The organism is Paraburkholderia sp. GAS32, from assembly GCF_050434225.1.
GTDB lineage: Bacteria > Pseudomonadota > Gammaproteobacteria > Burkholderiales > Burkholderiaceae > Paraburkholderia > Paraburkholderia madseniana.
The window spans coordinates 110,636-135,506 of the sequence record NZ_JBNPVS010000008.1; the positions used below are offsets into that span (position 1 = coordinate 110,636).

23 protein-coding genes are annotated in these 24,871 nt (G+C 61.5%); 20 read left to right on the top strand and 3 right to left on the bottom strand.

Annotation, left to right across the window (positions count from 1 at the left end; all coding sequences use genetic code 11):
• Positions 1-18: 18 nt before the first annotated feature.
• The 3 genes from P3T25_RS12470 to gltA all read left to right on the top strand — a co-directional run bounded on the left by P3T25_RS12470 (position 19) and on the right by gltA (position 2,474).
• Positions 19-723, top strand: coding sequence for a succinate dehydrogenase iron-sulfur subunit (locus P3T25_RS12470; RefSeq protein ID WP_054034792.1), 705 nt, complete (start codon positions 19-21; stop codon positions 721-723).
• Positions 724-807: 84 nt separating this feature from the next.
• Positions 808-1,080: a succinate dehydrogenase assembly factor 2 gene (locus tag P3T25_RS12475; protein WP_097397112.1), complete on the top strand. Its 273-nt coding sequence runs from the start codon at positions 808-810 to the stop codon at positions 1,078-1,080.
• Positions 1,081-1,172: 92 nt separating this feature from the next.
• A complete protein-coding gene (gene gltA, locus P3T25_RS12480) occupies positions 1,173-2,474 on the top strand; it encodes a citrate synthase (protein ID WP_028196113.1) in 1,302 nt (433 codons plus the stop codon).
• A gap of 160 nt (positions 2,475-2,634) precedes the next feature.
• Here gltA and P3T25_RS12485 read toward each other — a convergent pair whose 3' ends face one another.
• Together P3T25_RS12485 and P3T25_RS12490 are read right to left on the bottom strand one after the other, a co-directional pair.
• Complete coding sequence (locus P3T25_RS12485) at positions 2,635-4,152, bottom strand: Fic family protein (RefSeq protein WP_154557953.1); 1,518 nt, start codon at positions 4,150-4,152, stop codon at positions 2,635-2,637.
• Between the two features lie 139 nt (positions 4,153-4,291).
• Entirely contained in the window at positions 4,292-4,534 is a 243-nt protein-coding gene (locus P3T25_RS12490) for a hypothetical protein (protein WP_154557952.1), read from the bottom strand.
• A gap of 133 nt (positions 4,535-4,667) precedes the next feature.
• Between P3T25_RS12490 and leuC the strand changes: the two genes are divergently transcribed.
• The 17 genes from leuC (at position 4,668) to P3T25_RS12575 (ending at position 23,988) form a co-directional block, all read left to right on the top strand.
• Positions 4,668-6,077: a 3-isopropylmalate dehydratase large subunit gene (gene leuC, locus P3T25_RS12495; RefSeq protein WP_154557951.1), complete on the top strand. Its 1,410-nt coding sequence runs from the start codon at positions 4,668-4,670 to the stop codon at positions 6,075-6,077.
• Positions 6,078-6,083: 6 nt separating this feature from the next.
• Positions 6,084-6,242, top strand: coding sequence for an entericidin A/B family lipoprotein (locus P3T25_RS12500; protein WP_154557950.1), 159 nt, complete (start codon positions 6,084-6,086; stop codon positions 6,240-6,242).
• A gap of 85 nt (positions 6,243-6,327) precedes the next feature.
• Positions 6,328-6,981, top strand: coding sequence for a 3-isopropylmalate dehydratase small subunit (gene leuD, locus P3T25_RS12505; RefSeq protein WP_154557949.1), 654 nt, complete (start codon positions 6,328-6,330; stop codon positions 6,979-6,981).
• 26 nt (positions 6,982-7,007) lie between these two features.
• Positions 7,008-8,075 carry a 3-isopropylmalate dehydrogenase gene (gene leuB, locus P3T25_RS12510; RefSeq protein ID WP_054034794.1) on the top strand — a complete coding sequence of 356 codons (1,068 nt, stop codon included), beginning with the start codon at positions 7,008-7,010 and terminating at the stop codon, positions 8,073-8,075.
• Positions 8,076-8,436: 361 nt separating this feature from the next.
• On the top strand, positions 8,437-9,558 hold the full coding sequence (gene asd / locus P3T25_RS12515) for an aspartate-semialdehyde dehydrogenase (protein WP_027805102.1): 1,122 nt from the start codon (positions 8,437-8,439) through the stop codon (positions 9,556-9,558).
• 169 nt (positions 9,559-9,727) lie between these two features.
• Positions 9,728-12,409, top strand: coding sequence for a FimV/HubP family polar landmark protein (locus tag P3T25_RS12520; protein ID WP_429358192.1), 2,682 nt, complete (start codon positions 9,728-9,730; stop codon positions 12,407-12,409).
• The gene (gene truA / locus P3T25_RS12525; protein ID WP_168435519.1) at positions 12,406-13,218 is read left to right on the top strand and encodes a tRNA pseudouridine(38-40) synthase TruA; all 813 of its coding nucleotides are present in this window, start codon (positions 12,406-12,408) and stop codon (positions 13,216-13,218) included. Before P3T25_RS12520 ends, truA begins: the two co-directional genes overlap by 4 nt.
• Positions 13,215-13,928: a phosphoribosylanthranilate isomerase gene (locus tag P3T25_RS12530; protein WP_154557947.1), complete on the top strand. Its 714-nt coding sequence runs from the start codon at positions 13,215-13,217 to the stop codon at positions 13,926-13,928. The genes truA and P3T25_RS12530 overlap by 4 nt, the downstream gene beginning before the upstream one ends.
• Before the next feature lie 60 nt (positions 13,929-13,988).
• A complete protein-coding gene (gene trpB / locus P3T25_RS12535) occupies positions 13,989-15,182 on the top strand; it encodes a tryptophan synthase subunit beta (protein WP_154557946.1) in 1,194 nt (397 codons plus the stop codon).
• 11 nt (positions 15,183-15,193) lie between these two features.
• Positions 15,194-16,111 (top strand): DNA-methyltransferase, encoded by a 918-nt coding sequence (locus P3T25_RS12540; RefSeq protein ID WP_154557945.1) that lies wholly within the window; start codon positions 15,194-15,196, stop codon positions 16,109-16,111.
• A 33-nt stretch (positions 16,112-16,144) separates the two neighbouring features.
• The gene (trpA, locus tag P3T25_RS12545; protein WP_093634943.1) at positions 16,145-16,957 is read left to right on the top strand and encodes a tryptophan synthase subunit alpha; all 813 of its coding nucleotides are present in this window, start codon (positions 16,145-16,147) and stop codon (positions 16,955-16,957) included.
• 81 nt (positions 16,958-17,038) lie between these two features.
• Entirely contained in the window at positions 17,039-17,911 is an 873-nt protein-coding gene (gene accD / locus P3T25_RS12550; protein ID WP_074289018.1) for an acetyl-CoA carboxylase, carboxyltransferase subunit beta, read from the top strand.
• A gap of 148 nt (positions 17,912-18,059) precedes the next feature.
• Positions 18,060-19,370, top strand: a complete 1,311-nt coding sequence (gene folC, locus P3T25_RS12555; protein WP_154557944.1) for a bifunctional tetrahydrofolate synthase/dihydrofolate synthase — start codon at positions 18,060-18,062, stop codon at positions 19,368-19,370.
• Positions 19,371-19,399: 29 nt separating this feature from the next.
• Positions 19,400-20,320 carry an SPOR domain-containing protein gene (locus P3T25_RS12560; protein ID WP_154557943.1) on the top strand — a complete coding sequence of 307 codons (921 nt, stop codon included), beginning with the start codon at positions 19,400-19,402 and terminating at the stop codon, positions 20,318-20,320.
• A gap of 7 nt (positions 20,321-20,327) precedes the next feature.
• The gene (locus P3T25_RS12565; RefSeq protein ID WP_154557942.1) at positions 20,328-20,822 is read left to right on the top strand and encodes a CvpA family protein; all 495 of its coding nucleotides are present in this window, start codon (positions 20,328-20,330) and stop codon (positions 20,820-20,822) included.
• 133 nt (positions 20,823-20,955) lie between these two features.
• On the top strand, positions 20,956-22,503 hold the full coding sequence (gene purF, locus P3T25_RS12570) for an amidophosphoribosyltransferase (protein ID WP_153142101.1): 1,548 nt from the start codon (positions 20,956-20,958) through the stop codon (positions 22,501-22,503).
• Between the two features lie 294 nt (positions 22,504-22,797).
• Positions 22,798-23,988, top strand: coding sequence for an O-succinylhomoserine sulfhydrylase (locus P3T25_RS12575; RefSeq protein WP_154557941.1), 1,191 nt, complete (start codon positions 22,798-22,800; stop codon positions 23,986-23,988).
• Positions 23,989-24,054: 66 nt separating this feature from the next.
• Here P3T25_RS12575 and P3T25_RS12580 read toward each other — a convergent pair whose 3' ends face one another.
• Entirely contained in the window at positions 24,055-24,834 is a 780-nt protein-coding gene (locus tag P3T25_RS12580) for an AraC family transcriptional regulator (protein WP_154557940.1), read from the bottom strand.
• Positions 24,835-24,871 lie beyond the last annotated feature (37 nt).

The window sequence follows — 24,871 nt, forward strand, 5'->3', positions numbered from 1 at the left end:
AGTCAAAGGAATTCAGAAATGGCCAAGCGTACATTTGAAATTTACCGCTACGATCCGGACAAGGACGCAGCGCCGCGCATGCAAACGTACGAGATCGAAATCGACTCGCACGAACGCATGCTGCTCGATGCACTGCTCAAGCTGAAAGCGATGGACGAAACCTTGTCGTTCCGCCGTTCGTGCCGCGAAGGCGTGTGCGGTTCGGACGCGATGAACATCAACGGCAAGAATGGTCTGGCCTGCTTGCAGAACATGAACGACCTGCCGCAGAAGATCGTGCTGCGTCCGCTGCCGGGCCTGCCCGTCGTGCGCGACCTGATCTGCGACTTCACGCAGTTCTTCAACCAGTATCACTCGATCAAGCCGTACCTGATCAACGATACGCCGCCGCCGGAAAAGGAACGTCTGCAGTCGCCGGAAGAACGCGACGAGCTCGACGGCCTGTACGAATGTATTCTGTGCGCTAGCTGCTCCACGTCGTGCCCGAGCTTCTGGTGGAATCCGGACAAGTTCGTCGGCCCGGCTGGTCTGTTGCAAGCCTATCGTTTCATCGCGGATAGCCGCGACGAAGCGACGGGTGAACGCCTCGACAATCTGGAAGATCCGTACCGTCTGTTCCGTTGCCATACGATCATGAATTGCGTCGACGTCTGCCCGAAGGGCCTGAACCCGACCAAGGCGATTGGCAAGATCAAGGAATTGATGGTTCGCCGCGCAGTTTGATATGAACAGCCCCCACGCTCCCTATCGTTCGCTGCCCCCCGAGGGGGCGGTCAGTACGCTTGGGGCGGCCCGGCGCGTACTGACATGAACGAAACATCGCATCAGTCCGACCCTCTCCGCCGCGCGCGCCTTCGCTGGCGCGCGCGGCGGGGCCTGCTGGAAAACGATCTGATCTTTGAACGTTTTTTCAGCCGATATGAGCATGACCTCAGCGATGCCGATGTAGGCGCTCTCACGCGCCTGCTCGAGCTGAGCGATAACGACCTGATGGACTTGCTGCTCGTTCGCAAGGAACCGGAAGGCGAACTTGCCGACCCGGATGTGATCCGGGTGCTGGAGCTGTTGCGGAATGCTTGAGCGCCGCTAACGTCTTGAGCGCCGCTTGTCCGTTGTTCCAAGGCGTGCAAATTATCGAAACCCTGTTTCCATACTTCGATTGAGGATGTGCTATGACCCCGTCAGATGTTAAAGCCACGCTATCGTTCAGCGACAATTCGCCGAGCGTTGAAATGCCGATTTACAAGGGCACTCTCGGCCCGGACGTGATCGACATCCGCAAACTGTACGGCCAGACCGGCAAGTTCACGTACGACCCGGGCTTTATGTCGACGGCGGCGTGTAATTCGGCGATCACGTACATCGACGGTGACAAGGGCGAGCTGCTGTATCGCGGCTACCCGATCGACAACCTCGCGCAAAACGCCGACTTCCTCGAAACCTGCTATCTGCTGCTGAAGGGCGAACTGCCGAACGCGCAGCAGAAAGACGAGTTCGTGAACACCGTCACGAAGCACACGATGGTGCATGAGCAAATGCACTTCTTCTTCCGTGGCTTCCGTCGCGACGCGCACCCGATGGCGATTCTGGTCGCTGCAGTCGGCGCGCTGTCGGCGTTCTATCACGACTCGCTCGACATCAACAATCCGCGTCACCGTGAAGTGTCGGCCATTCGCATGATCGCGAAGCTGCCTACGCTCGTCGCGATGGCGTACAAGTACAGCATCGGCCAGCCGTTTGCGTACCCGAAGAACGACCTGTCGTACAGCGCGAACTTCATGCACATGATGTTCTCGAACCCGTGCGAAGAGTACAAGGTCAACGACGTGCTGGTGCGCGCGCTGGACCGTATCCTGATCCTGCACGCAGACCACGAACAGAACGCGTCGACGTCGACGGTTCGTCTGGCGGGTTCGTCGGGCGCTAACCCGTTCGCGTGTATCGCGGCCGGTATCGCTTGCCTGTGGGGCCCGGCACACGGTGGTGCGAACGAAGCCGCACTGAACATGCTGGAAGAAATCGGCTCGGTCGACAATATTCCTGAGTTCATCAAGCAGGTGAAGGACAAGAACTCGGGCGTGAAGCTGATGGGCTTCGGTCACCGCGTCTACAAGAACTACGATCCGCGTGCGAAGCTGATGCGCGAAACCTGCCACGAAGTGCTGGAAGAGCTGGGCCTGCACGACGACCCGCTGTTCAAGCTGGCCATGGCGCTGGAAAAGATCGCTCTGGAAGACGAATACTTCGTGTCGCGCAAGCTGTACCCGAACGTCGACTTCTACTCGGGCATCGTGCAGCGCGCGCTGGGCATCCCGACCTCGATGTTCACGTGTATCTTCGCGATGGCACGTACGGTCGGCTGGATTGCGCAGTGGAACGAAATGATCGCTGATCCGGAACAGAAGATTGGCCGTCCGCGTCAGTTGTTCATCGGCGACACGCAACGTGAAGCGAAGCCGATTGCGCAACGCTGATCGGGTTTGAATCTGCGTGGTTCGTAGGGTTGTGACTGCTGCGAGCCAGTGCGGAATCAGCTGATAAAAAACGCCCCAACGGGTTTATCGTTGGGGCGTTTTGTTTGCGGCGATAGATCTCGAGCGTCAGGCGTTGAGGACGAAGCCGTCAAGCCGCGGACTAAGTGTTGTCCGGTGTATGTCCGGGCTCCTCCCTCAACTCATTCTCTTCGTCCAGAACGGCTTTCGCTTCAGCTTCGATGGCGTCGAAAATCGCTTCAGGCACGAGGTTGGCGAACTGCTTCCGGCGATTTTTAGACACTTTCCCAGCGTTATCGAGACACATCATGACGAGCGTCGAAAGCGTACTGCCGCGCACGTCATATCGCTGATTTACCGCGCGCAGCACTTTGTCATACCGTTGCAGAAAGAGCGTCTCCTGACGAAGCTCAACTTCCAGTGCGAGGTCGGCCATTCTGGCGACGAACTCGACCGCCGGAGTCGCGTCCCAGAACTGATAAATCGACACGTCACCTTGAAATTTGAAGTCGTATTTCATTTCGTCCAACCAGCGGACTTGCCAACGTTCGCGGATTGGTTTTGAAAAATCCCGCAAGGCTTCCAGGTAAGCCTGCTCCTCTCGTTTCATGGCAATCGATACCGGCAGAAGCAGGCCGTTTTCGAGTTTGCCCGATGAGCAGAGCGCGTGATGAATCAGGAAGCGTGAGAGCCGGCCGTTACCATCCATGAACGGGTGCAGGAACACGAAGCCGAACGAGATGATGCTTGCCGCAATGAGCGGGTCTACTTGGGTGGGCGCGGAGTTGGCAAATGCTAGCCAATCTGCCATCAGATCAGTCAGCATGTCCGGCGGTGGCGGCACGTATGTCACGCCCGCCGCTCCCCGCAGGCCGCTTTGCAGATGGTTTTGTTCCGCGCGATAAGACGCGGCTTGATCCAGTGGATTTGTTACGCAGATGTTCTGCAATTCGACGAGATATTCTTCGCTGAGTGGATGACGCTCATGTGCTTGCCGCAGAAGCTTGACGAAGCGCTGAGCCTTGTCTTCGGAGGGCGCTTCCTTCTCGATAGCGAACGAATCTTGTGTTTCGTGGAGATAAGCCCAACTGAGCGCCCGGTCTTGCATCTCTGCCGGCAGCGACGCCATGAACTCGCGCGCCCGTGTGAGAACGTCTGACTCGAGGAGTTGAGTAATCGTTGGCGTGCGTGCGACCGTTGCGCAATAACGCATTGAACCAAGGCCGTTGAAGTCGACTCTCCAACGTGCATTACGCACAGAGGGACCTGTGTAGTACTGGGTGGGATCAAACAAGGGGATGACAGCGCCACCGGCAACCGGTGCGCCTTCGAGTTCTTTACCGGTGAATGTCTCCCAGAGAAATGCGGCTTTCCGTATATAGCCACCGCTAGGCGAGCGGCGCAGTTCCGCCAGGAGATCCTCGGCACTGATGTTCGGCAATGTTTGGGCGAGAACCGCCAAATTGGTGCCTTCGTGCTTCAAAGCAAAGAGCACGTGGTCAAGATAGGCTCCGTCTGCCGGCGCCATGTTTTTGGGAACGGACAGACAGTCGTTGATGTTGGTCAGCCGCGTGACCGGTTTCACGAGGGCTGGCCGCTTGAGCTCCAGCGCGCTCAGGTTCAATTGCTGGCGCAAGTACTCGTAACCGACGGCTGACATGAGTGTCCCGAAAAATTATCCCAAACGTGCAGTTTACAAATATTTTTTTATATCGGCACAGTTTTTTTTACAAAACGCCGTATGACTGAAGGTTTTTTTACGCTGAAGCGCTGCCATCGCATGGCCAAAAATTTGTCGTTCAGGCGCAGTTCAGCGTTTTTTTTGTATCCCAACAAGTTTTTTGTTCGAAATCCGTCTTTCTCGCAAATTTTTTTACCAGCCCGCGGTTGCACTCGGGGAAAGCCAAACATATCGCGAATACAAAGGCTTGGCGAAGTTGAACCACTTGTTCGCGGGTGTCAACCGCCGGAAACTCCCGGGCAACGAGCCGCGTTTCAAGCTTCGTATTGCCCCATGCAATCCCTTGCCGGGTAACACCCATACAGGTATCGCCACTACCACCCAACTCCCTGTTTTTTATCGGTTTTTTGCATGATTCATGGGCCCAAAGCCGGGTTCTGCGTGGCATAATCGACCGACACAGTCAGCCCGCAGTCATTACTACTCCGCATACCATGGCACAGACTCTCTACGACAAATTGTGGAACACACACGTGGTCCACACGGAAGAAGACGGTACGACGATTCTCTATATCGACCGTCACCTGCTGCACGAAGTCACCAGCCCTCAGGCGTTCGAAGGCCTGAAGCTGGCTGAGCGTCCGGTGTGGCGCATCAGCGCGAATCTGGCGGTGTCGGACCACAACGTCCCCACCACGGATCGCAGCCACGGCATTGCCGATCCGGTCTCCAAGCTGCAAGTCGATACGCTCGACACGAACTGCGACGCCTATGGCATCACGCAGTTCAAGATGAACGACCTGCGTCAGGGCATCGTGCACATCATCGGGCCGGAGCAGGGCGCAACGCTGCCCGGCATGACCATTGTCTGCGGCGACTCGCACACGTCCACGCACGGCGCGTTCGGCGCGCTGGCGCACGGTATCGGCACGTCGGAAGTCGAACACGTGCTGGCCACGCAAACGCTCTTGCAGAAGAAAAGCAAGAACATGCTGGTGAAGGTCGAAGGCCCGTTGCCGCGCGGCTGTACCGCGAAAGACATCGTGCTCGCGATCATCGGCAAGATCGGCACGGCAGGCGGCACGGGCTACGCAATCGAATTCGGCGGTTCGACGATTCGCGCGCTGTCCATGGAAGGTCGCATGACGGTCTGCAACATGGCGATCGAAGCAGGTGCGCGCGCCGGCATGGTCGCTGTGGACGACACCACCATCGAATATCTGAAGGGCCGTCCCTTCTCGCCGGCAGGCGTCGAATGGGATCACGCGGTCGAGTACTGGAAGCAGTTCAAGTCAGACGAAGGCGCGCAATTCGACCGTGTAGTCGAGCTGAACGCCGCTGAAATCGTGCCGCAAGTCACGTGGGGCACTTCGCCGGAGATGGTCACTGCCGTGGACGGCCGCGTGCCGGATCCTGAGCGTGAAAAGGACCCGGTCAAGCGTGACGCAATGGAGCGCGCGTTGAAATACATGGCGCTCGAACCGAATGCGCCGATCGAATCCATCAAGCCGGATAAAATCTTCATTGGGTCGTGCACCAACGCGCGCATTGAAGACATTCGCGCTGCGGCATACGTCGTGAAGAAGCTCGGCCGCCGCGTCGCACCGAACATTCGTCTGGCCATGGTCGTGCCGGGTTCGGGTCTGGTGAAGGCGCAAGCGGAACGCGAAGGCCTCGACAAGGTCTTTACGGATGCCGGTTTCGAATGGCGTGAGCCCGGTTGCTCGATGTGTCTCGCAATGAACGCCGACCGGTTGGATCCGGGCGAGCGTTGCGCGTCCACGTCGAATCGTAATTTCGAAGGTCGTCAGGGCGCCGGTGGCCGTACCCACCTCGTGAGCCCCGCGATGGCTGCCGCAGCGGCTATCGAAGGGCATTTCGTCGATATTCGCAAGCTTGGATAAACACGCATGATGAAGAACATGAATCGCACCACTCTATTGCGCCGCTTCGCACTCGGTACCTTGGCCGGGCTATTGTTCGGTCTGGCTGGCTGCAACACGGTGCACGGATTTGGCGAGGACATGTCGCACCTCGGCAATTCGATCAGCAATCACGCTGACAAATAAGCGGTTTTTGATTTTTGCCGGCGATGCGCGAGCGGCTTTCCGGCCGCCACGCGCATCGTTTGGTCTTGAAACAGGCGCAAGCGTCATGGATAAATTCATCGTACACACCGGCGTCGTGGCGCCGCTCGATCGTGAGAACGTCGACACGGACGCGATCATTCCGAAGCAATTCCTGAAGTCGATCAAGCGCACGGGTTTCGGTCCGAACGCGTTCGACGAATGGCGCTACCTCGACCACGGCGAGCCGGGTCAAGACAATTCGAAGCGTCCGCTGAATCCGGATTTCGTGCTGAATCAGCCGCGCTATCAGGGCGCATCGGTGCTGTTGGCGCGCAAGAACTTCGGTTGCGGCAGCTCGCGTGAGCATGCGCCGTGGGCGTTGGAGCAGTATGGTTTCCGCGCGATCATCGCGCCGAGCTTCGCCGATATTTTCTACAACAACTGCTTCAAGAATGGCGTGCTGCCGATCGTGCTGACCGAACAGCAAGTCGATCACCTGTTCAACGAAACCTACGCGTTCAACGGCTTCAAGCTGACCGTCGACCTGGAAGCGCAAGTCGTGCGCACGTCAGACGGTAGCGCCGAGTATCCGTTCGAAGTGGCGGCGTTCCGCAAGTACTGTCTGCTGAATGGCTTCGACGATATCGGCCTCACGCTGCGTCACGCTGACAAGATTCGCCAGTTCGAAGCAGAGCGGATCGCGAAGCAGCCGTGGCTGAATCACCGCATCGTCGGATAAACAGAAAAATCATCAAGGAAATTCGCATGAAGATCGCAGTCTTGCCGGGCGACGGCATCGGTCCCGAAATCGTCAAGGAGGCCGTGAAGGTCCTGAACGTGCTCGGCGAAAAGTTCGAACTCGAAGAAGCACCGGTTGGCGGCGCGGGTTACGAAGCCAAGGGCCATCCGCTGCCCGATTCGACGCTGGCGCTGGCGAAAGAAGCCGATGCGATCCTGTTCGGCGCCGTCGGCGACTGGAAATACGACTCGCTCGAACGCGCGCTGCGCCCGGAGCAGGCGATTCTCGGTCTGCGCAAGCACCTGCAATTGTTCGCGAACTTCCGTCCGGCAATCTGCTATCCGCAGCTCACTGGTGCTTCCTCGTTGAAGGAAGAAATTGTTTCGGGTCTCGACATCCTGATCGTGCGCGAACTGAACGGCGACATCTACTTCGGCGCGCCGCGCGGCGTGCGTTCGTCGCCGGATGGGCTGTTCGAAGGCGCGAAGGAAGGCTTCGACACGATGCGTTATTCGGAACCGGAAGTGCGCCGCATTGCGCACGTCGCTTTTCAGGCCGCGCAAAAGCGTCAGAAGAAGCTGACGAGCGTGGACAAGGCGAATGTGCTCGAAACGTCGCAGTTCTGGCGGGACGTGATGATCGACGTGTCGAAGGAATACGCGGACGTCGAGTTGTCGCATATGTACGTGGACAACGCGGCGATGCAACTGGTCAAGGCGCCGAAGGCGTTCGACGTGGTTGTGACCGGCAACATGTTCGGCGATATTCTGTCGGATGAAGCCGCCATGCTGACGGGTTCGATCGGCATGCTGCCGTCGGCCTCGCTCGACAAGAACAACAAGGGCTTGTACGAGCCGTCGCACGGTTCGGCGCCGGACATCGCCGGTAAGGGCGTGGCGAATCCGCTGGCTACGATTCTGTCGGCCGCGATGATGCTGCGCTATTCGCTGAACAAGGCGGAACAGGCGGATCGCATCGAAAACGCGGTGAAGAAGGTGCTGGAACAGGGCCTCCGCACGGGCGATATTCTGACGCCGGGTTGCAAGCAGGTCGGCACCGTGGCGATGGGCGACGCAGTGGTCGCCGCGCTGTAACGGCCTTTGAAACAGCACGTGGTAAAGGTTGTAGTTAGGCGGTCAAACGGCCTTTAAAACGCGAATTGGCCTCAAAACAGGCCGATTCGCGCGTAATACGGACGATAGCGGCAGACGATCACGTCGCCAGATTCCGGTTTTCGTGTATATTGTAGCGATGGCGCACATGGCTCAAATCTCCTCGATTTCGAAACTGCACGGCAAAACGGCCCGTGTGGTTGAGCTCGCCATTACCACCACAAAAGCGATTACCCCGAAAACGATCACGAAACGCTGATCGTCCGTCGTGCCCGCTCATCTTCCCCGCGCGGTCACTGCGGGCAAAGATGCGGGGAAGTTTCCATTCGAAGGGTATGAAGTCATGAACGTAGGTCTCGTAGGTTGGCGCGGTATGGTCGGCAGCGTCCTGATGCAACGTATGCAGCAGGAAGGCGATTTCGACTTGATCGAACCGGTGTTTTTCAGCACCAGCAACGCGGGCGGCAACGCGCCGTCGTTCGCCAAAAACGAGACCAAGCTCAAAGATGCGACAAGCATCGAAGACCTGAAGAAGTGCGAAGCGATCATCTCCTGCCAAGGCGGCGATTACACGAATGAAGTGTTCCCGAAGCTGCGCGCAGCGGGCTGGAACGGCTACTGGATCGACGCGGCCTCGTCGCTGCGCATGAAGGATGACGCGGTCATCATTCTCGATCCGGTCAACCTCGACGTGATCAAGAACGCGCTGGTCAAGGGCCAGAAGAATTTCATCGGCGGCAACTGCACGGTCAGCCTGATGCTGATGGCGCTGGGCGGCCTGTTCCGCGAAAACCTCGTCGACTGGATGACGGCCATGACGTATCAGGCCGCTTCGGGCGCAGGCGCGCAAAACATGCGCGAACTGCTGCAGCAAATGGGCACGCTGTACGGCGCGGCCAAGGAAGACCTGGCGGATCCGTCGTCGGCGATTCTCGACATCGACCGCCGCGTGCTGAGTGCAATGAACAGCGACCGTATGCCGACCGACAACTTCGGTGTGCCGCTCGCGGGCTCGCTGATTCCGTGGATCGACAAGGATCTCGGCAACGGCATGTCGAAGGAAGAGTGGAAGGGCGGCGCGGAAACCAACAAGATCCTCGGCAAGCCGGCTATGGGCACGCCGGGTTCGATCCCGGTAGATGGCCTCTGTGTGCGGATCGGCGCAATGCGCTGCCACTCGCAGGCACTGACCATCAAGCTGAATAAGGACGTGCCGCTGGACGAAGTGAACAGCATCCTCGCCTCGGGTAACGACTGGGTCAAGGTTGTGCCGAACGAACGCGAAGCGTCGATGCGCGATCTGTCCCCGGCCGTGGTCACGGGCACGCTGACGGTGCCGGTTGGCCGTGTGCGCAAACTGGCGATGGGCGGCGAATATCTGTCGGCCTTCACGGTCGGCGATCAGCTGCTGTGGGGCGCGGCAGAACCGCTGCGTCGCATGCTTCGCATTGTGCTCGACAAGTAAAGTAAACTACGCGCTCACGACGCGTAGAAAACTCAAAAAGCGTCGCGCTTGCGCGGCGCTTTTTTCATTGTGTGCTCCGATTATCTTGTCTCTTTCCAACCGCAAAAAAGGGCTGCGCGCTGACGCGCCTGGAGTCCCGATGAACCTTCGACTCTCTTCCCTTCGGGCTATGTCTATGCATCAAGGTACGGGCCGGCTGATGGCCGTGGCCGCCTTGGCGTTCGCGCTGGCGGGCGCCGGTATGGGTAGCGCGGTGGCAGCGCCGGGCGACGCCGCGAGCGCGCCCGAGGGCGCTTCCGTTTCTTACGCCGCCGGGAGCCAATATACGGTGCGGCCCGGGCAGTCGTTGAACGACGTGGCGATTGCCGTCACGCAATCGCACGACAAGGGGACGCTCGCACGCGCTTCGCGCGCGCTGTTCGATGCGAATCCGAATGCCTTCATGAGTCATGACCCGAGCCGGATGCGCGTCGGTGCGCTGTTGACGATCCCGGCTCTCGATGCAACCGGTGCTCCGGCGGCTTCTGCGCCGGTTGCGGGGTCTGCGTCTGCCGCGCCATCGGCCACTACGGCTGCGCCGGCTTCCGCGCCGAACGCGGCGGCGGTTGGTGCTGCTGTCGGCGCCGCGAGCGGTGTGGCGCAGGTCAATGCCGCCGCAGCGAGCGCGGCAAGCGCTGCGGCTCAGGCTGCCATGCGTGCGGTTTCAGGGACGGCCAGCTCGACGGCTGAAGCCAGCTCGGCGATGCCGGGTAGCTCCGCAGCGGCCGGCGCGGCTCCAGTAGCAGGAGGGTCGCAAGCCGTGCCAGCCAGCGGCGCACATGTCTGGTCGGGAGCGATCCAGCCCTCGGCCAGTGAGGCTGCCGAAGGGGCGTCGGCGGCTGCCACAGCAGCTGCAACGTCCACCGCTCAACCGGCATCGCAACCGCGTGCGCAGGTTTCTAGCTTGCAGCAATTGCTCGCGCTGAAAAACCGCGTGCTGATGGAACTGCAGAAACATGGCATCGGTGGTACGCCGACCGCGCCGGTGCCGCCTGCTACAAATGGTGCGCAACCGGCCGCCGGTGTTTCGTCCGCGGCAGCCGTTTCCGGTCATGGCAGCGCGCCGATTTCCACGTCGACCGACGCTGGCATTTCGCAGACGAATTTGAGCATCGCGGCGGCGATCGGCGCGGCGTTGGTCGTGTTGCTGGCGGCGTTGCGTTTGAGTCGACGTAAGCGCGTTGGTGTTGCCGCCGCAGGCGGCTCGCTGGCGGAGGACGCAGCGGCGGCTTCCGCGCGAGCGGCTGGGTCGCAGGATGTCGATTCGACGCGCGAAGCGTCGGACGTGAGCGGCGAAGCGGCAGCCGGGTACGCGGCTGCGGTGGCGCCGGCTGGCCACGAGACCGCTGGGGATGAAGCGGCAGCGCGAGAAGTGGCGGAACGCGTGGCAGCAGAGCGCGAAGCGGAAATTCGCGCGGCGGCTGCGCGGGAAGCGGCGGTGCGCGAGGCGGCAGAGCGAGAAAGTGCAGAACGCGCGGCGGCCGAACGCTTGGCGGCGGAACGTGCAGAAGCGGAGCGCGCTGCGGTAGAAAGCGCAGAAGCCGAACGCGCGGAGGCAGACCAGGCCGCGGCTGCGCGTGCGGCGGAAGATCACGACGCGGCACAACGCGCCGCAGCAGAACACGAAGCCGCTGCCCGCCAACCTCACACAGGCTCGCCCTCACAAGACCACGATGCGTTCCAACACGCATCGCAGGAAGTCCACCCGACACCCGCGCCGTTCGAAGCTACGCAATCGAGCCCGGACACCGAATCGATCGGCCACGGCGGTCCCACGTCCGAACCTCTTCCCTCGGCCCATCACGAGAATCTCGACGGGGCAACCACGGCTGCGAGCCTCGCAGCCGCCGCGGAACTCGGTGCCGAAGCATTGCCGCTGACTCCACTTGAACCGGTCGACGAGAGCTTCCAGCAAGAGGTGCCTCCGCACCGTCTGCAATGGGACGACGAACCGGCATCGAGCGCGCCGGCCATGCCGTTGGCAGAGCCGACGAATGAGTCGCGTGCAGAGTCGTGGAGCCATCAGGACACCCCGCCGCCGGTCATCGACTTCACGCGGCAGCAGGCTGAACCGCACACGACTTCGCCGTTCGGCCAGCCGCACAGCGAGACGTCGGCGCATCCGGTGCCCGATACTTCGGTGCCGGCAGTGCCCACAGCCCAACAGGGCGCGGCTCACGTCGAACCGACGCATCAACCGTCTTACGAACCGCAACCGCAGTCACATCTGCACGCCGAACCCGCGACGCCCGATGGCGCACCGAACTTCGAACCGGCACCCGTTGCACCAGTTCAGCCCGCGCTGTCCGTGCCGACCGAGTTCCCACGCGATGCCCTCGATGCCTTCAGCAGTCTGAACATGCCATTGCCGCCGCGCGTCGAATCGACCGACGACGCAGCGGTGAGCGTACCCGGATCGCTGGCGACGCCGCCGGTTGCCTCCCCGGAAACCGCCGCGCAGCAAGCCGTAGCGCCGCACGATCCGGACGACTTCCCGCATGTCGCTGACGAAATCGCCGCCGGCACCGCAGGCCATGCAGCCGTCGCGGGCCTGGGCGCGGCCGGCTTCGGCGCGCTGAAGCTCGATTTCGACCTGGAGTTGCCGCCGAGCCCGGCTCAGCCGTTGCCGGCCTTCACGCGGGCCGATCTCACCCGCATCGCCCGCAACAAGCTCGATCTGGCCGCCGAATATATCGACCTCGGCGATCTGTCCGGCGCGCGCACGCTCATCAACGAAGTGATCGAAGCGAACGATCCGGCCACGCGCACTGAGGCGCGCGCGCTGCTCTCGACGCTCGCGCCGTTGTCGTGAAGCGTATTGCGTTAGGCGTTCAGTACGACGGCTCAGCATTCTGCGGCTGGCAGTCGCAGCCGCACGGCAAGACCGTGCAGGACGAGCTCGAACGGGCGTTGCGCGAGTTCGCGCAAACGCCTGTGCAAACCATTGTGGCTGGGCGCACCGATACCGGCGTGCACGGCCTCGGCCAGGTCGTGCACTTCGACACCGAACTCGATCGCACGGACTTTTCGTGGATTCGCGGCACCAACGCCTTCCTGCCGAAGACGATCGCCGTGCAATGGGCCAAGCCGATGCCCGACGAATTCCACGCGCGTTTTTCGGCGTTCGAACGGACCTATTACTACGTCCTGTACGTCCATCCGTTCCGTTCGCCAATGCAGGATACGCGGGCCGGCTGGGTACACACGCCGCTCGACGTCGACGCCATGCAGGCCGCGGCCGCTCATCTGATCGGCGAGCACGATTTTTCGGCATTCCGTTCGTCGCAATGCCAGGCGAAAACGCCGGTCAAACATCTGTATCAGATCGACATGCGGCAACAGGGCGACTTCGTTCATTTCCGGTTTCGGGCGAACGCGTTCCTGCATCACATGGTGCGCAACCTGATGGGCTGTCTGGTCGATATCGGCCGGGGACGCCATCCGGCCGAATGGATGGCAGAGGTTCTTGCCAGCCGCGATCGCGATTGTGCCGCGCCGACCTTCATGCCTGACGGCCTGTACCTGGCGCAGGTGGGATATCCTGAGCAATTCGCCGTGCCCGCGCCGCAGACCGGCAGCGTGCCGTGGAGTACCGTCTGGACCGAGCAAGCGCAAACATGAAATCAACTGAAAATCTGGCAGCCGAAGCAAACGCCGGCGCGCAGCAGCATGCCGCGCCGCATCGCACGCGTATCAAGTTGTGCGGCCTGTCGAAGCCGGAAGACGTGTCGCTGACGATCGACCTCGGCGCCGACGCGATCGGCCTCGTGTTCTACCCGCCGAGCCCGCGTTCGGTGAGCGTTGCGCAGGCAGTAGAGCTGGTACACGACGTGCCGCCGTTCATATCGGTGGTCGGCTTGTTCGTGAACGCAACGCCGGACTGGATTCGCGAAGTCGCCAGCAATGTCGGGCTTACGCTGCTGCAGTTCCACGGCGACGAAACCGCTGAGCAGTGTGAATCCCTCGCCAGTGTTGCGGGTTTGCCTTGGTTGCGCGCTTTGCGAGTCGCAGCGGATACTCAGCCGGCAGATTTGGTAAAATCAGCGCTTAACTATTCAGCAGCCAGCGCCCTCCTGTTCGACACCCATGTCGAAGGCTATGGCGGCGGCGGGAAGGTTTTCGATTGGTCACTTATTCCAGCAGAGCTCGCGCGTCGGGCCGTTTTGAGTGGTGGGTTGAACGCGCAAAACGTCAGTGATGCGATCCATCGCGTGCGCCCGTACGCGGTCGATGTCTCGAGCGGCATCGAAGTGCCGGGCGCCAAGGGCGTGAAAGATCACGCCCGGATGGCGGCGTTCGTACGCGCAGTGCGCGCAGCGGACGCTGAATGATTCAGGCGGCGCGGTTTTCTCATATCAAAGCCGTGCGCCACACTGAGAAGAGTGATCACCATGTATAACTTGCCTGACGAAAGAGGCCATTTCGGCCAGTATGGCGGCGTGTTCGTCGCCGAAACGCTGGTTCACGCACTCGACGAGCTGCGTGCCGCGTACGAGAAATTTCGAAAAGACCCGGAATTCGTCGCCGAATACGAGCGCGAACTGAAGCATTTCGTGGGTCGTCCGTCCCCCATTTATCACGCACAACGTTGGAGCGAAATGCTCGGCGGCGCGCAGGTTTTCCTCAAGCGTGAAGACCTGAATCACACCGGCGCTCACAAGATCAATAACGTGATCGGTCAGGCGCTGCTCGCAAAGCGGATGGGCAAGCCGCGCGTGATCGCGGAAACCGGCGCGGGCCAGCACGGCGTGGCGGCCGCGACCATCGCGGCGCGTTTCGGCATGGAATGCGTGGTCTACATGGGCGAAGAAGACGTGCGCCGCCAGGCGGCCAACGTGTATCGGATGAAGCTGCTCGGCGCGACCGTCGTGCCCGTGACGTCCGGCTCGCGCACACTGAAAGACGCGCTCAATGAAGCGATGCGCGACTGGGTGACCAACGTCGAAAACACCTTCTACATCATCGGCACGGTGGCGGGGCCGCATCCGTATCCGATGATGGTGCGCGATTTCCAGCGCGTGATCGGCGACGAGTGCAAGGTACAGATGCCCGAACTGGTCGGTCGTCAGCCGGACGCCGTGATTGCGTGCGTTGGCGGCGGTTCGAACGCGATGGGTATCTTTTACCCGTACATTGACGACGCTTCGGTGCAACTGATCGGCGTCGAGCCAGCGGGTGACGGGATCGAAACCGGCCGGCACGCAGCCTCGCTGATCGCCGGCACTCCGGGCGTGCTGCACGGTAACCGCACGTATCTCCTGCAAGACGAGAACGGTCAGATCATCGAAACACATTCGATCTCGGCCGGTCTGGACTATCCGGGTGTCGGCCCTGAACACGCGTGGCTAAAAGACAGCAATCGCGCGCAATATGTCAGCATCACCGACGAAGAAGCGCTCAAGGCGTTCCACGATTGCTGCCGCATCGAAGGCATCATTCCGGCGCTCGAGTCCAGCCATGCGCTGGCCTACGCCGCGAAGCTCGCGCCGACGCTGCCGAAGGACAAGGTCCTTCTGGTCAATCTGTCGGGCCGCGGCGACAAGGACATGCATACGGTCGCTGAGCGATCGGGCATTCAGTTCTGAGCGCCGCGACGATGCGTGACGAGTTCGACGAGCCGCAACCGGCGCTTGAAACCAGCCCGGCCGCCGAGGTAGTGGCGGCCGAGGCGCCTGCACCCTTGTTAGCGCAGGTGCCCGCCGGCATCCGGCTGTTGAACCGCGATTTTCTGACCGATGTAGCGAACATCCCCGACGGGTCGATCGACCTGATCCTGTGCGATCCGCCTTATGGGCTCGGCAAGGATTACGGCAACGACTCTGACATGCGCTCCGGCGAGGATTTCCTCGCCTGGACGCGTGGCTGGCTCGAGTTGGCTATTCCGAAGCTCAAGCCGTCGGGTTCGCTGTATATCTTCTGCACCTGGCAGTACGCGCCGGAAATCTTCAGCTTCCTGAAGACAAAACTCACGATGATCAACGAAATCATCTGGGACCGGCGTGTGCCGAGCATGGGGGGAACGGTTCGCCGGTTCACCTCGGTGCATGACAACATCGGCTTTTTCGCGGTGTCGAAAGATTACTTTTTCGATCTCGATCCCGTCCGCATCCCGTACGATGCCATCACGAAGAAGGCGCGTTCGCGTAAATTGTTCGAAGGCAGTAAGTGGCTGGAGCTTGGCTATAATCCGAAGGACGTCTGGTCGGTATCGCGGCTGCATCGGCAACACGCCGAGCGCGTCGATCATCCGACCCAGAAACCTCTGGAAATTGTCGAGCGGATGGTGCTGGCAAGTTGTCCGAAGGGCGGGCGCGTACTCGACCCGTTCATGGGCAGCGGCACCACCGCAGTCGCTTGCGCCCGGCAGCAGCGCGAATTCGTCGGCTATGAGATCAATGAAAGTTACTGCGCGATAGCACGCGAGCGCGTTAGCGCGGCCGCGTCGGCGCCTGCTGCCGCTCGCAAAAGCCGCAAGAATGCGGCCAAAGCCGAGCAGCAAACCGAGGCGCAATAAGCGCGCAGTAGCTTAAAAATCCGAGAATATTCCATGTCCCGTATCAAGAACACGTTTGCCGCGTTGTCCGCCCAGGGTAAGAAAGGCCTGATTCCGTTCATGACGGCCGGCGACCCGGATCCGGCGCGCACGGTTGAATTCATGCACGCGCTCGCCGCCGGCGGCGCCGATGTGATCGAACTGGGCGTACCGTTTTCCGACCCGATGGCCGACGGCCCGGTGATCCAGCAATCGTCCGAACGCGCGCTGGCGCATGGCGTGTCGCTGCGCCATGTACTGGCCGACGTGAAGCGCTTCCGCGAAACCGATGACAAGACGCCGGTGGTGCTGATGGGCTACGCCAATCCGATCGAGCGCATGGGCACCGAAGCGTTCGCCAAGGCTGCGAAAGAAGCCGGTGTAGACGGCGTGCTGGTTGTCGACTACCCGCCGGAAGAGTGCGTTAATTTCGCCGAACAGATGCGATCTGCCGGCATCGATCCGATCTTTTTGCTGGCGCCCACCTCCACGGATGAGCGCATCGCGGAAGTCGGCAAAATCGCCAGTGGTTACGTCTACTATGTGTCACTGAAAGGCGTGACCGGCGCGGCAAATCTGGACGTTTCCAGCATCGCGAGTAAAATCCCCGCCATCAAGTCGCGCGTACCCCTGCCGGTGGGCGTCGGTTTTGGCATCCGTGACGCGCAAACGGCGCGTTCGGTGGCCGAAGTGTCCGATGCCGTCGTGATCGGCAGCCGTATCGTGCAATTGCTCGAACAAGCGGCGCCCGAAGCCGCCGCCGAGACGCTTACGCGCTTCATTGCCGAAGTGCGCGAGGCGCTCGATAGCGTCGCGACTGCCCGATAACAGTTATTTTTTGTCTCCTGTAGTGTGAGCGGCGGGTTCGTCCCGCCGTTTGCGCAACCGGTTGACCCAGAGGGATTCAATATGAGCTGGCTCGATAAGCTGCTGCCGCCGAAAATCAAACAAACCGACCCGAAGAACCGCAAGGGGATTCCGGAAGGCCTGTGGATCAAGTGCCCGTCGTGCGAAGCCGTGCTGTACCGCAATGACGTCGAGGCCAATCTGCACGTTTGCCCGAAGTGCGACCATCACATGCGCATCGGCGCGCGTGAGCGGCTCGACGGCCTGCTCGATCCGGAAGGCCGCTACGAAATCGGTCAGGAAATCGTCCCGGTCGACGCGCTCAAGTTCAAGGACAGCCGCAAGTACCCGGACCGCCTGAAAGAGGCGATGGACGACACCGACGAAACCGACGCGATGGTCGTGATGGGCGGCGCCATCCACACGCTGCCGGTGGTGGTCGCGTGCTTCGAATTCTCGTTCATGGGCGGCTCGATGGGTTCGGTGGTCGGCGAGCGTTTCGCGCGCGGCGCACAGAACGCGCTCGAACAGAAAGTGCCGTTTATCTGCTTCACCGCTTCGGGCGGCGCGCGGATGCAGGAAAGCCTGCTTTCGCTGATGCAAATGGCGAAGACCACCGCCATGCTGACCAAGCTCGCCGAAGCCAAGCTGCCGTTCATTTCCGTGCTGACCGATCCGACCATGGGCGGCGTGTCGGCGAGTTTCGCGTTCCTGGGCGACGTGGTGATCGCCGAGCCGAAGGCGCTGATCGGCTTTGCCGGTCCGCGCGTGATCGAACAAACCGTGCGTGAAAAGCTGCCGGAAGGCTTCCAGCGCGCCGAATTCCTGCTGACGAAGGGCGCGGTCGACATGATCGTCGACCGTCGCAAGCTGCGTGAAGAAATCGCGCAATTGATGGCGCTGTTGAGCCATCAGCCGGCGGACGCAGTCGCGTAAGCCTTTGCATCAATACGGGGCCGCGCCTGAAAGGGCGCCGCAGCCGTCCGAAAAGCAGTCGAAAAATAGCGCGCCGCGAGAGTCATCAAGCGGCGCGCTGTCATTTCCGGGATAATCACGATCTCGCAACGCAGCAAAGATTCGCTCGATGACCACATTCCCCACCCTCGACGCGTGGCTCACGCACCTTGAATCCGCGCATCCTGTCGGCATCGACATGGGTTTGGGACGCATCTCCCAGGTACGTGACGCGATGCAGTTGTCGTTTGAATGCCCGATCATCACGGTCGGCGGCACGAACGGCAAGGGTTCGACCTGCGCGATCCTCGAATCGATTTTGCTGCGCGCGGGCTTCACGGTTGGCTGCCACACGTCGCCGCATCTGTTGACGTTCAACGAACGGGCGCGCGTGAACGGCGAAATGGCGAGCGACGCAGACCTGCTGCCGCATTTCGAAGCCGTCGAAGCCGCACGCCTGAGCCTTGCCGAACCGATCACACTGACTTACTTCGAATTCACGGCGCTCGCGATCATGAGCCTGTTCGCCTCGCGCGGACTGGACGCCGTGATCTTCGAAGTCGGCTTGGGCGGCCGCCTCGACGCGGTCAACATCCTCGATGCGGACTGCGCGATCATCACTAGCATCGATATCGATCACACCGAGTATCTCGGCGACACGCGCGAGAAAATCGGCTTCGAAAAAGCCGGTATTTTCCGCCCGGGTAAGCCGGCGATTTGCGCCGATCCGGTGCCGCCACAAACACTGATCGACTATGCCGAAAAGATCGGCGCCCAATTGTGGCTATTCGGCCGCGATTTCCGCTACGAAGGGCAGGCAGGCAGCGAGCGCCAGCAATGGAGCTACGTGGGCCCGACCATGCGCCGTTCCGCGCTCGCCTATCCGGCATTGCGCGGCGCGAACCAGTTGATCAACACGTCGGCGGCGCTGGCCGGTCTTGAAGCGCTGCGCGACCGTTTGCCGGTGTCGGCGCAGGACATCCGGCTCGGTCTGGCTAACGTCGAATTGCCGGGACGCTTCCAGGTGCTGCCCGGCAAGCCGGCCATCGTGCTCGACGTCGGCCACAATCCGCACGCTGCGGCTGTACTGTCGCAAAACCTCGGCAATATGGGCTTTTTCCCGTACACCTACGCCGTGTTCGGCGCGATGCGCGACAAGGACATTGCCGGCGTGCTGACGCACCTGAAAGGCGAAATCGACCACTGGTGCGTGACCGATCTGCCGACCCCGCGTGCGGCGTCGGCGGAAGAGCTCGAAGCGGCTTTGCGCGAGCAGGGCGTGAGCGACGGCAATGACAGCAGCGTGACGCGCTACGCAACACCGGCAGACGCTTTCCAAGACGCGCTAAAACGAGCGTCAGAGAATGATAGAATCGTGGTTTTCGGCAGTTTCTATACGGTAGCAGGCGTGATGGCCTACCGTAAATCGCAGCAACACTGAACGGGCGCCAGGCTCGAACCAAGCGATTCATGGGAATTTTCTCGTTCGGCAAGAAAGACGACGCACCTACTCGGCGCGGCGCAAACACCAGTTCCACCCGGGCCGCCCGTGGCGAGCGTGTGGAGCGGCGAACCCGCCGCACGGAGCGCACCGTGGATGCCGATGCGATGCTGCTCGACCCTACGTTGCCTGAAAAGCAGCGTGCGCGGCGCAGACTCGTCGGCGCGGTCGCGCTGGTGGTTGCAGCGGTGGTGATCCTGCCCATGGTGCTGGATTCGCATCCAAAGCCCGTCACGGACGACATCTCCATCGACATTCCAAGCCGCCCCGCGCCGAAGGTCGCTACCAAGACCGAAGAAGACACGCAGGCCGGCGTAGCACCGGATAACCCAGCGCCTGACGCGGCACTCGCCGCTTCCGGCCTTGCGCCGACAACGGCAGCCACGCAAGGCCAGTCCAGCGCTGCTAAACAGCAGAGTGCGGCTACGAGCGCAGCGCCCACAGCCAAACCGGCTGCGAAACCGCAAGCGCCCGCCGCCGTTGCCGCCAATACGGCACCTGCAGCGCCTGTAGCGCAAACGCCTGCCAAACCGGTCAAAGCACCTGCCACGCAAAGCGCGGCGAACACTTCGGCCCCGAGCGAAGACAGCGCGAATACGGCCGCCGCAAGCGCGGACGCCAATTCTGGCACGCCAGCATCGCCGCCGGGTAGCCGTTTCGCCGTCCAACTAGGCGCATTTGCGAACGACGCCAATGCCCGTACCTGGGCCACCAAGTTGAAAGCGGCCGGTGTGCCCGCATATACCGAACATCGGAAGCAGGCCGACGGCTCGATGCTCACGCTATTGCGCGCCGGTCCGTTCGCCGACCGTGCAGCGGCTAGCGCCGCGATTGCGAAGGTTCGTGAGGCCGGCTTGACGTCGGGCGCGAACAGCGGCGCAGCACAGTAAGCGAGCGATGTTCACTGCCTTCGACTACGCTGTAATGGCGGTGATCGGTTTGTCGGCCTTGCGCGGCACATGGCGCGGCTTTTTGTCTGAGATTTTCGGGCTGATCGGCTGGATCGCCGCGTTTTTTATTGCTTGCCGCTTTGTTGGTTATGTCGTGCCGTTTATCCCTGCCACGTGGCCGGGCGGCGCGCTGACCCAGTGGCTTTTGGCGTTCGCGCTGGTGGCGATCGGCGTGGTGCTGGTCGCAAGCGTGCTGAACGCGCTGCTGAGCCGCATCGTGCAGGCAAGCGGCTTGAGCGGCGTGGACCGCTCGCTCGGTTTGATGTTCGGCCTCGTGCGCGGGGTCGTTCTGGTGCTGATTCTGGTCGCCCTCGCAGGCTTGACCGAACTGCCCCAACAGGAATTCTGGCGCAACGCCTTGCTTCGGCCCTATGCGGTCGAGGGCGTGCACGTAATGAAACCGCTGCTTCCCGAGCCGCTCGCTGCCTACGTCCGCGTGTGACGATCAGGTGAACGGTTAGAGGAGCGCAGCAGGACTCCGGCGCAATCCGGTGCCTCTACGTAGTCGCGTACCCTCGCGCAGCATCGCAGGCACCGGCCGCCGTTACGAATTTCGTACCTTTGAAGGACATGCCATGTGCGGCATCGTAGGCGTAGTTTCCCATTCTCCGGTCAATCAGTTGATCTATGACAGCCTGCTGCTTCTGCAGCACCGCGGTCAGGACGCCGCCGGCATCGCGACAGCGAACGGCAGCAATTTCCACATGCACAAGGCTAACGGCATGGTGCGCGACGTGTTCCGCACGCGCAACATGCGCAGCCTGCCCGGCACCACCGGTATCGGCCAGGTCCGTTACCCGACCGCCGGTTCTGCATCGAGCGAAGAAGAAGCCCAGCCGTTCTACGTGAACGCGCCGTTCGGCATCATCCTCGCGCACAACGGCAATCTGACCAACTGGCAGCAACTGAAAGATGAGATGTTCCGCATCGATCGCCGCCACATCAATACCAATTCCGACACCGAAGTGATGCTCAACGTGCTCGCGCACGAATTGCAGCTATCCAGTTCGAGCCTGCAACTCGATCCGGCTGCGCTGTTCAAGGCGGTGTCGGGCGTGCATCGCCGGGTGCGGGGTTCGTACGCGATCGTGTCGCTGATTGCCGGCTACGGTTTGCTCGGCTTTCGTGACCCGTTCGGCATTCGCCCGCTGTGCCTCGGCAAGCAGGAAACGCCGGAAGGTGTCGAGTGGATCCTGGCGTCGGAATCGGTTGCGATCGAAGGTATTGGTTTCGAATTTGTGCGTGACATTGCGCCGGGCGAAGCCATTTTCATCGACCTCGAAGGCAATTTGCACTCGCAGCAATGCGCGACGAATCCGAGCCTGAACCCGTGCATTTTCGAACTCGTGTACCTCGCGCGTCCGGACTCGGTGCTCGACGGCGTGCCGGTCTACAACGTGCGTTTGCGCATGGGCGATTACCTCGCCGAGAAGATCAAGCGCGAATTGCCCGACGTCGCGATCGACGTCGTGATGCCGATTCCCGATTCGTCCCGTCCGGCCGCGATGCAGGTCGCGAAGAAACTGGGTGTGGAATATCGCGAAGGCTTCTTCAAGAACCGTTACGTGGGCCGTACCTTCATCATGCCGGGCCAGGCGATGCGCAAGAAGTCGGTGCGCCAGAAGCTGAACGCAATGGGCATCGAGTTCAAGGGCAAGAACGTGCTGATCGTCGACGACTCGATCGTGCGCGGCACCACCTCGCACGAAATCGTGCAGATGGCACGCGATGCCGGCGCGAACAAGGTGATCTTCGCTTCGGCGGCGCCGCCGGTGAAGTACCCGAACGTCTACGGTATCGATATGCCCACGCGCGGTGAACTCGTCGCACATGGCCGCACGGACGACGAAGTCGCGCGCATGATCGGCGCGGACTATCTGGTTTATCAGGACGTCGACGCCCTGAAGCAGGCAGTGCGCGATATCAACCCGGCGCTGAAGGAATTCGAAGCCTCGTGTTTTGACGGCAACTATGTGACGGGCGATGTGACCACCGAGTACCTCGACCGCATCGAAACCGCGCGTCTCGCACCGTCCTCGCAATCGGATCGCGACGCCGCGAGCGAAGCGGCCGAGGGTGGCCCGTCGCGTTCGCAACTGCATCTGCAGTTGTCGGTCGGTTGAGTAATAGCGCTCGCGTCGTGGCCCGCTGCACGCCACGCCGCGAGCGTGTTAGCATGACGGCTTGCGTCGATTTGATCTCAGCTTGCGGACGCGGGGCAACCCAAAACAGCTAAAGCGAATGGTGGAAAAGCCGCAGTCATCCGCCTCCGCTCCAGCTTTCCCCCGCACATGAAGCCCGCTTATGCCGACGCAAAAGCGGGCTTTTTTGTTGCTGCCGTTTGGCGTTGTTGTGCTCGTCTAACATGAGCCGCAGACGCTGAACCCAGCCATGGAACATTGGATACCAGAACCAACATGGACGACTCCCTGAACTTCGACACGCTGGCAGTCCGCTCGGGCACAGTGCGCAGCGACTTCAACGAACATTCGGAAGCGATTTTCCTGACCTCGAGCTTCGTCTTCGCGAGTGCCGCGGACGCCGCCGAAAAATTCAAGAATTCCGAAGACAACTACACCTACTCGCGCTTCACGAATCCGACCGTCTCGATGTTCCAGGACCGTCTGGCCGCGCTTGAAGGCGGAGAAGCGTGCATGGCCACGGCTTCGGGGATGGCCGCGATCATGTCGGTGGTGATGTCGACCTTGCAGGCCGGCGACCATCTGGTTAGCTCGCAAGCGCTGTTCGGTTCGACGCTCGGCATGTTCTCGCAGATCTTCAGCAAGTTCGGCATCACGACGACCTTCGTCGATCCGACCAATCTGGACGCGTGGAAAAACGCCGTGCGTCCGGAAACGAAGATGTTCTTCCTCGAAACGCCGTCGAACCCGCTCACCGAAGTCGCCGATATCGAAGCGATCAGCAAGATCGCGAAGGCGGCCAATGCGATCTTCGTGGTCGACAACTGCTTCTGTAGCCCGGCTTTGCAACAGCCGTTGACGCTCGGCGCGGACGTCGTGATGCATTCGGCCACCAAGTTCCTCGACGGCCAAGGGCGTGTGCTCGGCGGGGCGCTGGTCGGTTCGAAGCAGTTCATCATGGAAAAGGTGTTCCCGTTCGTGCGCAGTGCCGGGCCGACCTTGTCCGCGTTCAACGCGTGGGTGCTGCTCAAGGGCATGGAAACGCTGTCGCTGCGCGTCGAAAAGCAGTCGGCGAATGCGCTCGAAATCGCGCGCTGGCTGGAAACGCATCCGGCCGTGAACCGCGTGTTCTATCCGGGGCTCGAATCGCATCCGCAGCACGCGCTGGCGATGCGTCAGCAGAAGGCGGGCGGCGCGATTCTGTCGTTCGAACTGAAGGGCGATACGCCTGAGCAGATGCGCGCGAATGCCTGGCGCGTGATCGACAGCACGAAGATCTGCTCGATCACCGGCAACCTCGGCGATACGCGTACCACCATCACGCATCCGGCTACGACCACGCACGGTCGCGTGACACCGGAAGCGCGCGCAGCGGCGGGGATCAGCGAAGGTTTGATCCGTCTCGCAGTGGGTCTGGAAAACGCCGGCGATATCCGCGGCGATCTGGAGCGCGGTTTAGCGGGTTAATAGCGCTAGGCGAGCGCAGCAGGAAACGCGGGCCGCCTTTTCAGGCAGCCCGCATGTTGCACAAACTCAATGACGCAACGCGCGCCATTGACCGGGCGCCAGCCCGAAACGCCGCGTGAATGCGTGCGTGTAAGCGCTCTGATCGCCGAAGCCGATTTCCAACGCGATATCGCTGAGCGACAGGCGTGGATCAGACAGTAAACCAAGAGAGGTATCGAGCCGCAAACGCTGCAAATAGCGATGCGGCGTTTCGCCGAAGGCGTCGATAAAAAGCTGATGAAAGCGCCGCATGCCAAAGCCGCAATGGGCGGCCAGGTCGGCGATACGCAGCGGTTCCGACAGATGGGCGCGCAGCCAGCGGTCGATGCGCGCGAAGTCGAGGCCGGCGCCAGATGCCTGCGCCTCGGCCACCGTGCCGGTATCGGCCACTAACGCAGCGCCCAATCGCGCCGCCGCGTCCCATTGAAAACGCCGCGTATCCAGATCGTCGCCTTGCGCGCCGCCCGTGGCGTGCGCCGCAATCCGATGCGCGAGTTGCGTGAGCGAAGCATCCACCGTCACGGCCCGCGCGCGGTCGAACAGACGCTCCGGCACGGCCAGCGAAGTAGCCGGCAGATCCAGCACCAACTGCCGGTTCTCGCCGACGCCCGCATAGTCGTGCCGTGCACCCGCCGGGATGAGCCAGGCGGAGCCGGCGTCGATCTGATGCGCGACGCCGTCTACCGCCATCACCATCGCGCCGTCGAGCCCGAGCACGACCTGGTGAAAGTCGTGCACGTCCGACGCTTCGATCGCGCCGTAGCGGCGCAACGAAACGCTAGGAGCGGTGACGGCGGCGTGACTCATCGGTGAAGCCCAATTACAAAATACAAAACAGCGCAGC

Coding starts and splice junctions, on each gene's coding strand:
- P3T25_RS12470 (WP_054034792.1), top strand. CDS start 19: ATGGCCAAGCGTACATTTGAAATTTACCGCTACGATCCGGACAAGGAC.
- P3T25_RS12475 (WP_097397112.1), top strand. CDS start 808: ATGAACGAAACATCGCATCAGTCCGACCCTCTCCGCCGCGCGCGCCTT.
- gltA (WP_028196113.1), top strand. CDS start 1,173: ATGACCCCGTCAGATGTTAAAGCCACGCTATCGTTCAGCGACAATTCG.
- P3T25_RS12485 (WP_154557953.1), bottom strand. CDS start 4,152: ATGTCAGCCGTCGGTTACGAGTACTTGCGCCAGCAATTGAACCTGAGC.
- P3T25_RS12490 (WP_154557952.1), bottom strand. CDS start 4,534: ATGGGTGTTACCCGGCAAGGGATTGCATGGGGCAATACGAAGCTTGAA.
- leuC (WP_154557951.1), top strand. CDS start 4,668: ATGGCACAGACTCTCTACGACAAATTGTGGAACACACACGTGGTCCAC.
- P3T25_RS12500 (WP_154557950.1), top strand. CDS start 6,084: ATGATGAAGAACATGAATCGCACCACTCTATTGCGCCGCTTCGCACTC.
- leuD (WP_154557949.1), top strand. CDS start 6,328: ATGGATAAATTCATCGTACACACCGGCGTCGTGGCGCCGCTCGATCGT.
- leuB (WP_054034794.1), top strand. CDS start 7,008: ATGAAGATCGCAGTCTTGCCGGGCGACGGCATCGGTCCCGAAATCGTC.
- asd (WP_027805102.1), top strand. CDS start 8,437: ATGAACGTAGGTCTCGTAGGTTGGCGCGGTATGGTCGGCAGCGTCCTG.
- P3T25_RS12520 (WP_429358192.1), top strand. CDS start 9,728: ATGTCTATGCATCAAGGTACGGGCCGGCTGATGGCCGTGGCCGCCTTG.
- P3T25_RS12530 (WP_154557947.1), top strand. CDS start 13,215: ATGAAATCAACTGAAAATCTGGCAGCCGAAGCAAACGCCGGCGCGCAG.
- trpB (WP_154557946.1), top strand. CDS start 13,989: ATGTATAACTTGCCTGACGAAAGAGGCCATTTCGGCCAGTATGGCGGC.
- P3T25_RS12540 (WP_154557945.1), top strand. CDS start 15,194: ATGCGTGACGAGTTCGACGAGCCGCAACCGGCGCTTGAAACCAGCCCG.
- trpA (WP_093634943.1), top strand. CDS start 16,145: ATGTCCCGTATCAAGAACACGTTTGCCGCGTTGTCCGCCCAGGGTAAG.
- accD (WP_074289018.1), top strand. CDS start 17,039: ATGAGCTGGCTCGATAAGCTGCTGCCGCCGAAAATCAAACAAACCGAC.
- folC (WP_154557944.1), top strand. CDS start 18,060: ATGACCACATTCCCCACCCTCGACGCGTGGCTCACGCACCTTGAATCC.
- P3T25_RS12560 (WP_154557943.1), top strand. CDS start 19,400: ATGGGAATTTTCTCGTTCGGCAAGAAAGACGACGCACCTACTCGGCGC.
- P3T25_RS12565 (WP_154557942.1), top strand. CDS start 20,328: ATGTTCACTGCCTTCGACTACGCTGTAATGGCGGTGATCGGTTTGTCG.
- purF (WP_153142101.1), top strand. CDS start 20,956: ATGTGCGGCATCGTAGGCGTAGTTTCCCATTCTCCGGTCAATCAGTTG.
- P3T25_RS12575 (WP_154557941.1), top strand. CDS start 22,798: ATGGACGACTCCCTGAACTTCGACACGCTGGCAGTCCGCTCGGGCACA.
- P3T25_RS12580 (WP_154557940.1), bottom strand. CDS start 24,834: ATGAGTCACGCCGCCGTCACCGCTCCTAGCGTTTCGTTGCGCCGCTAC.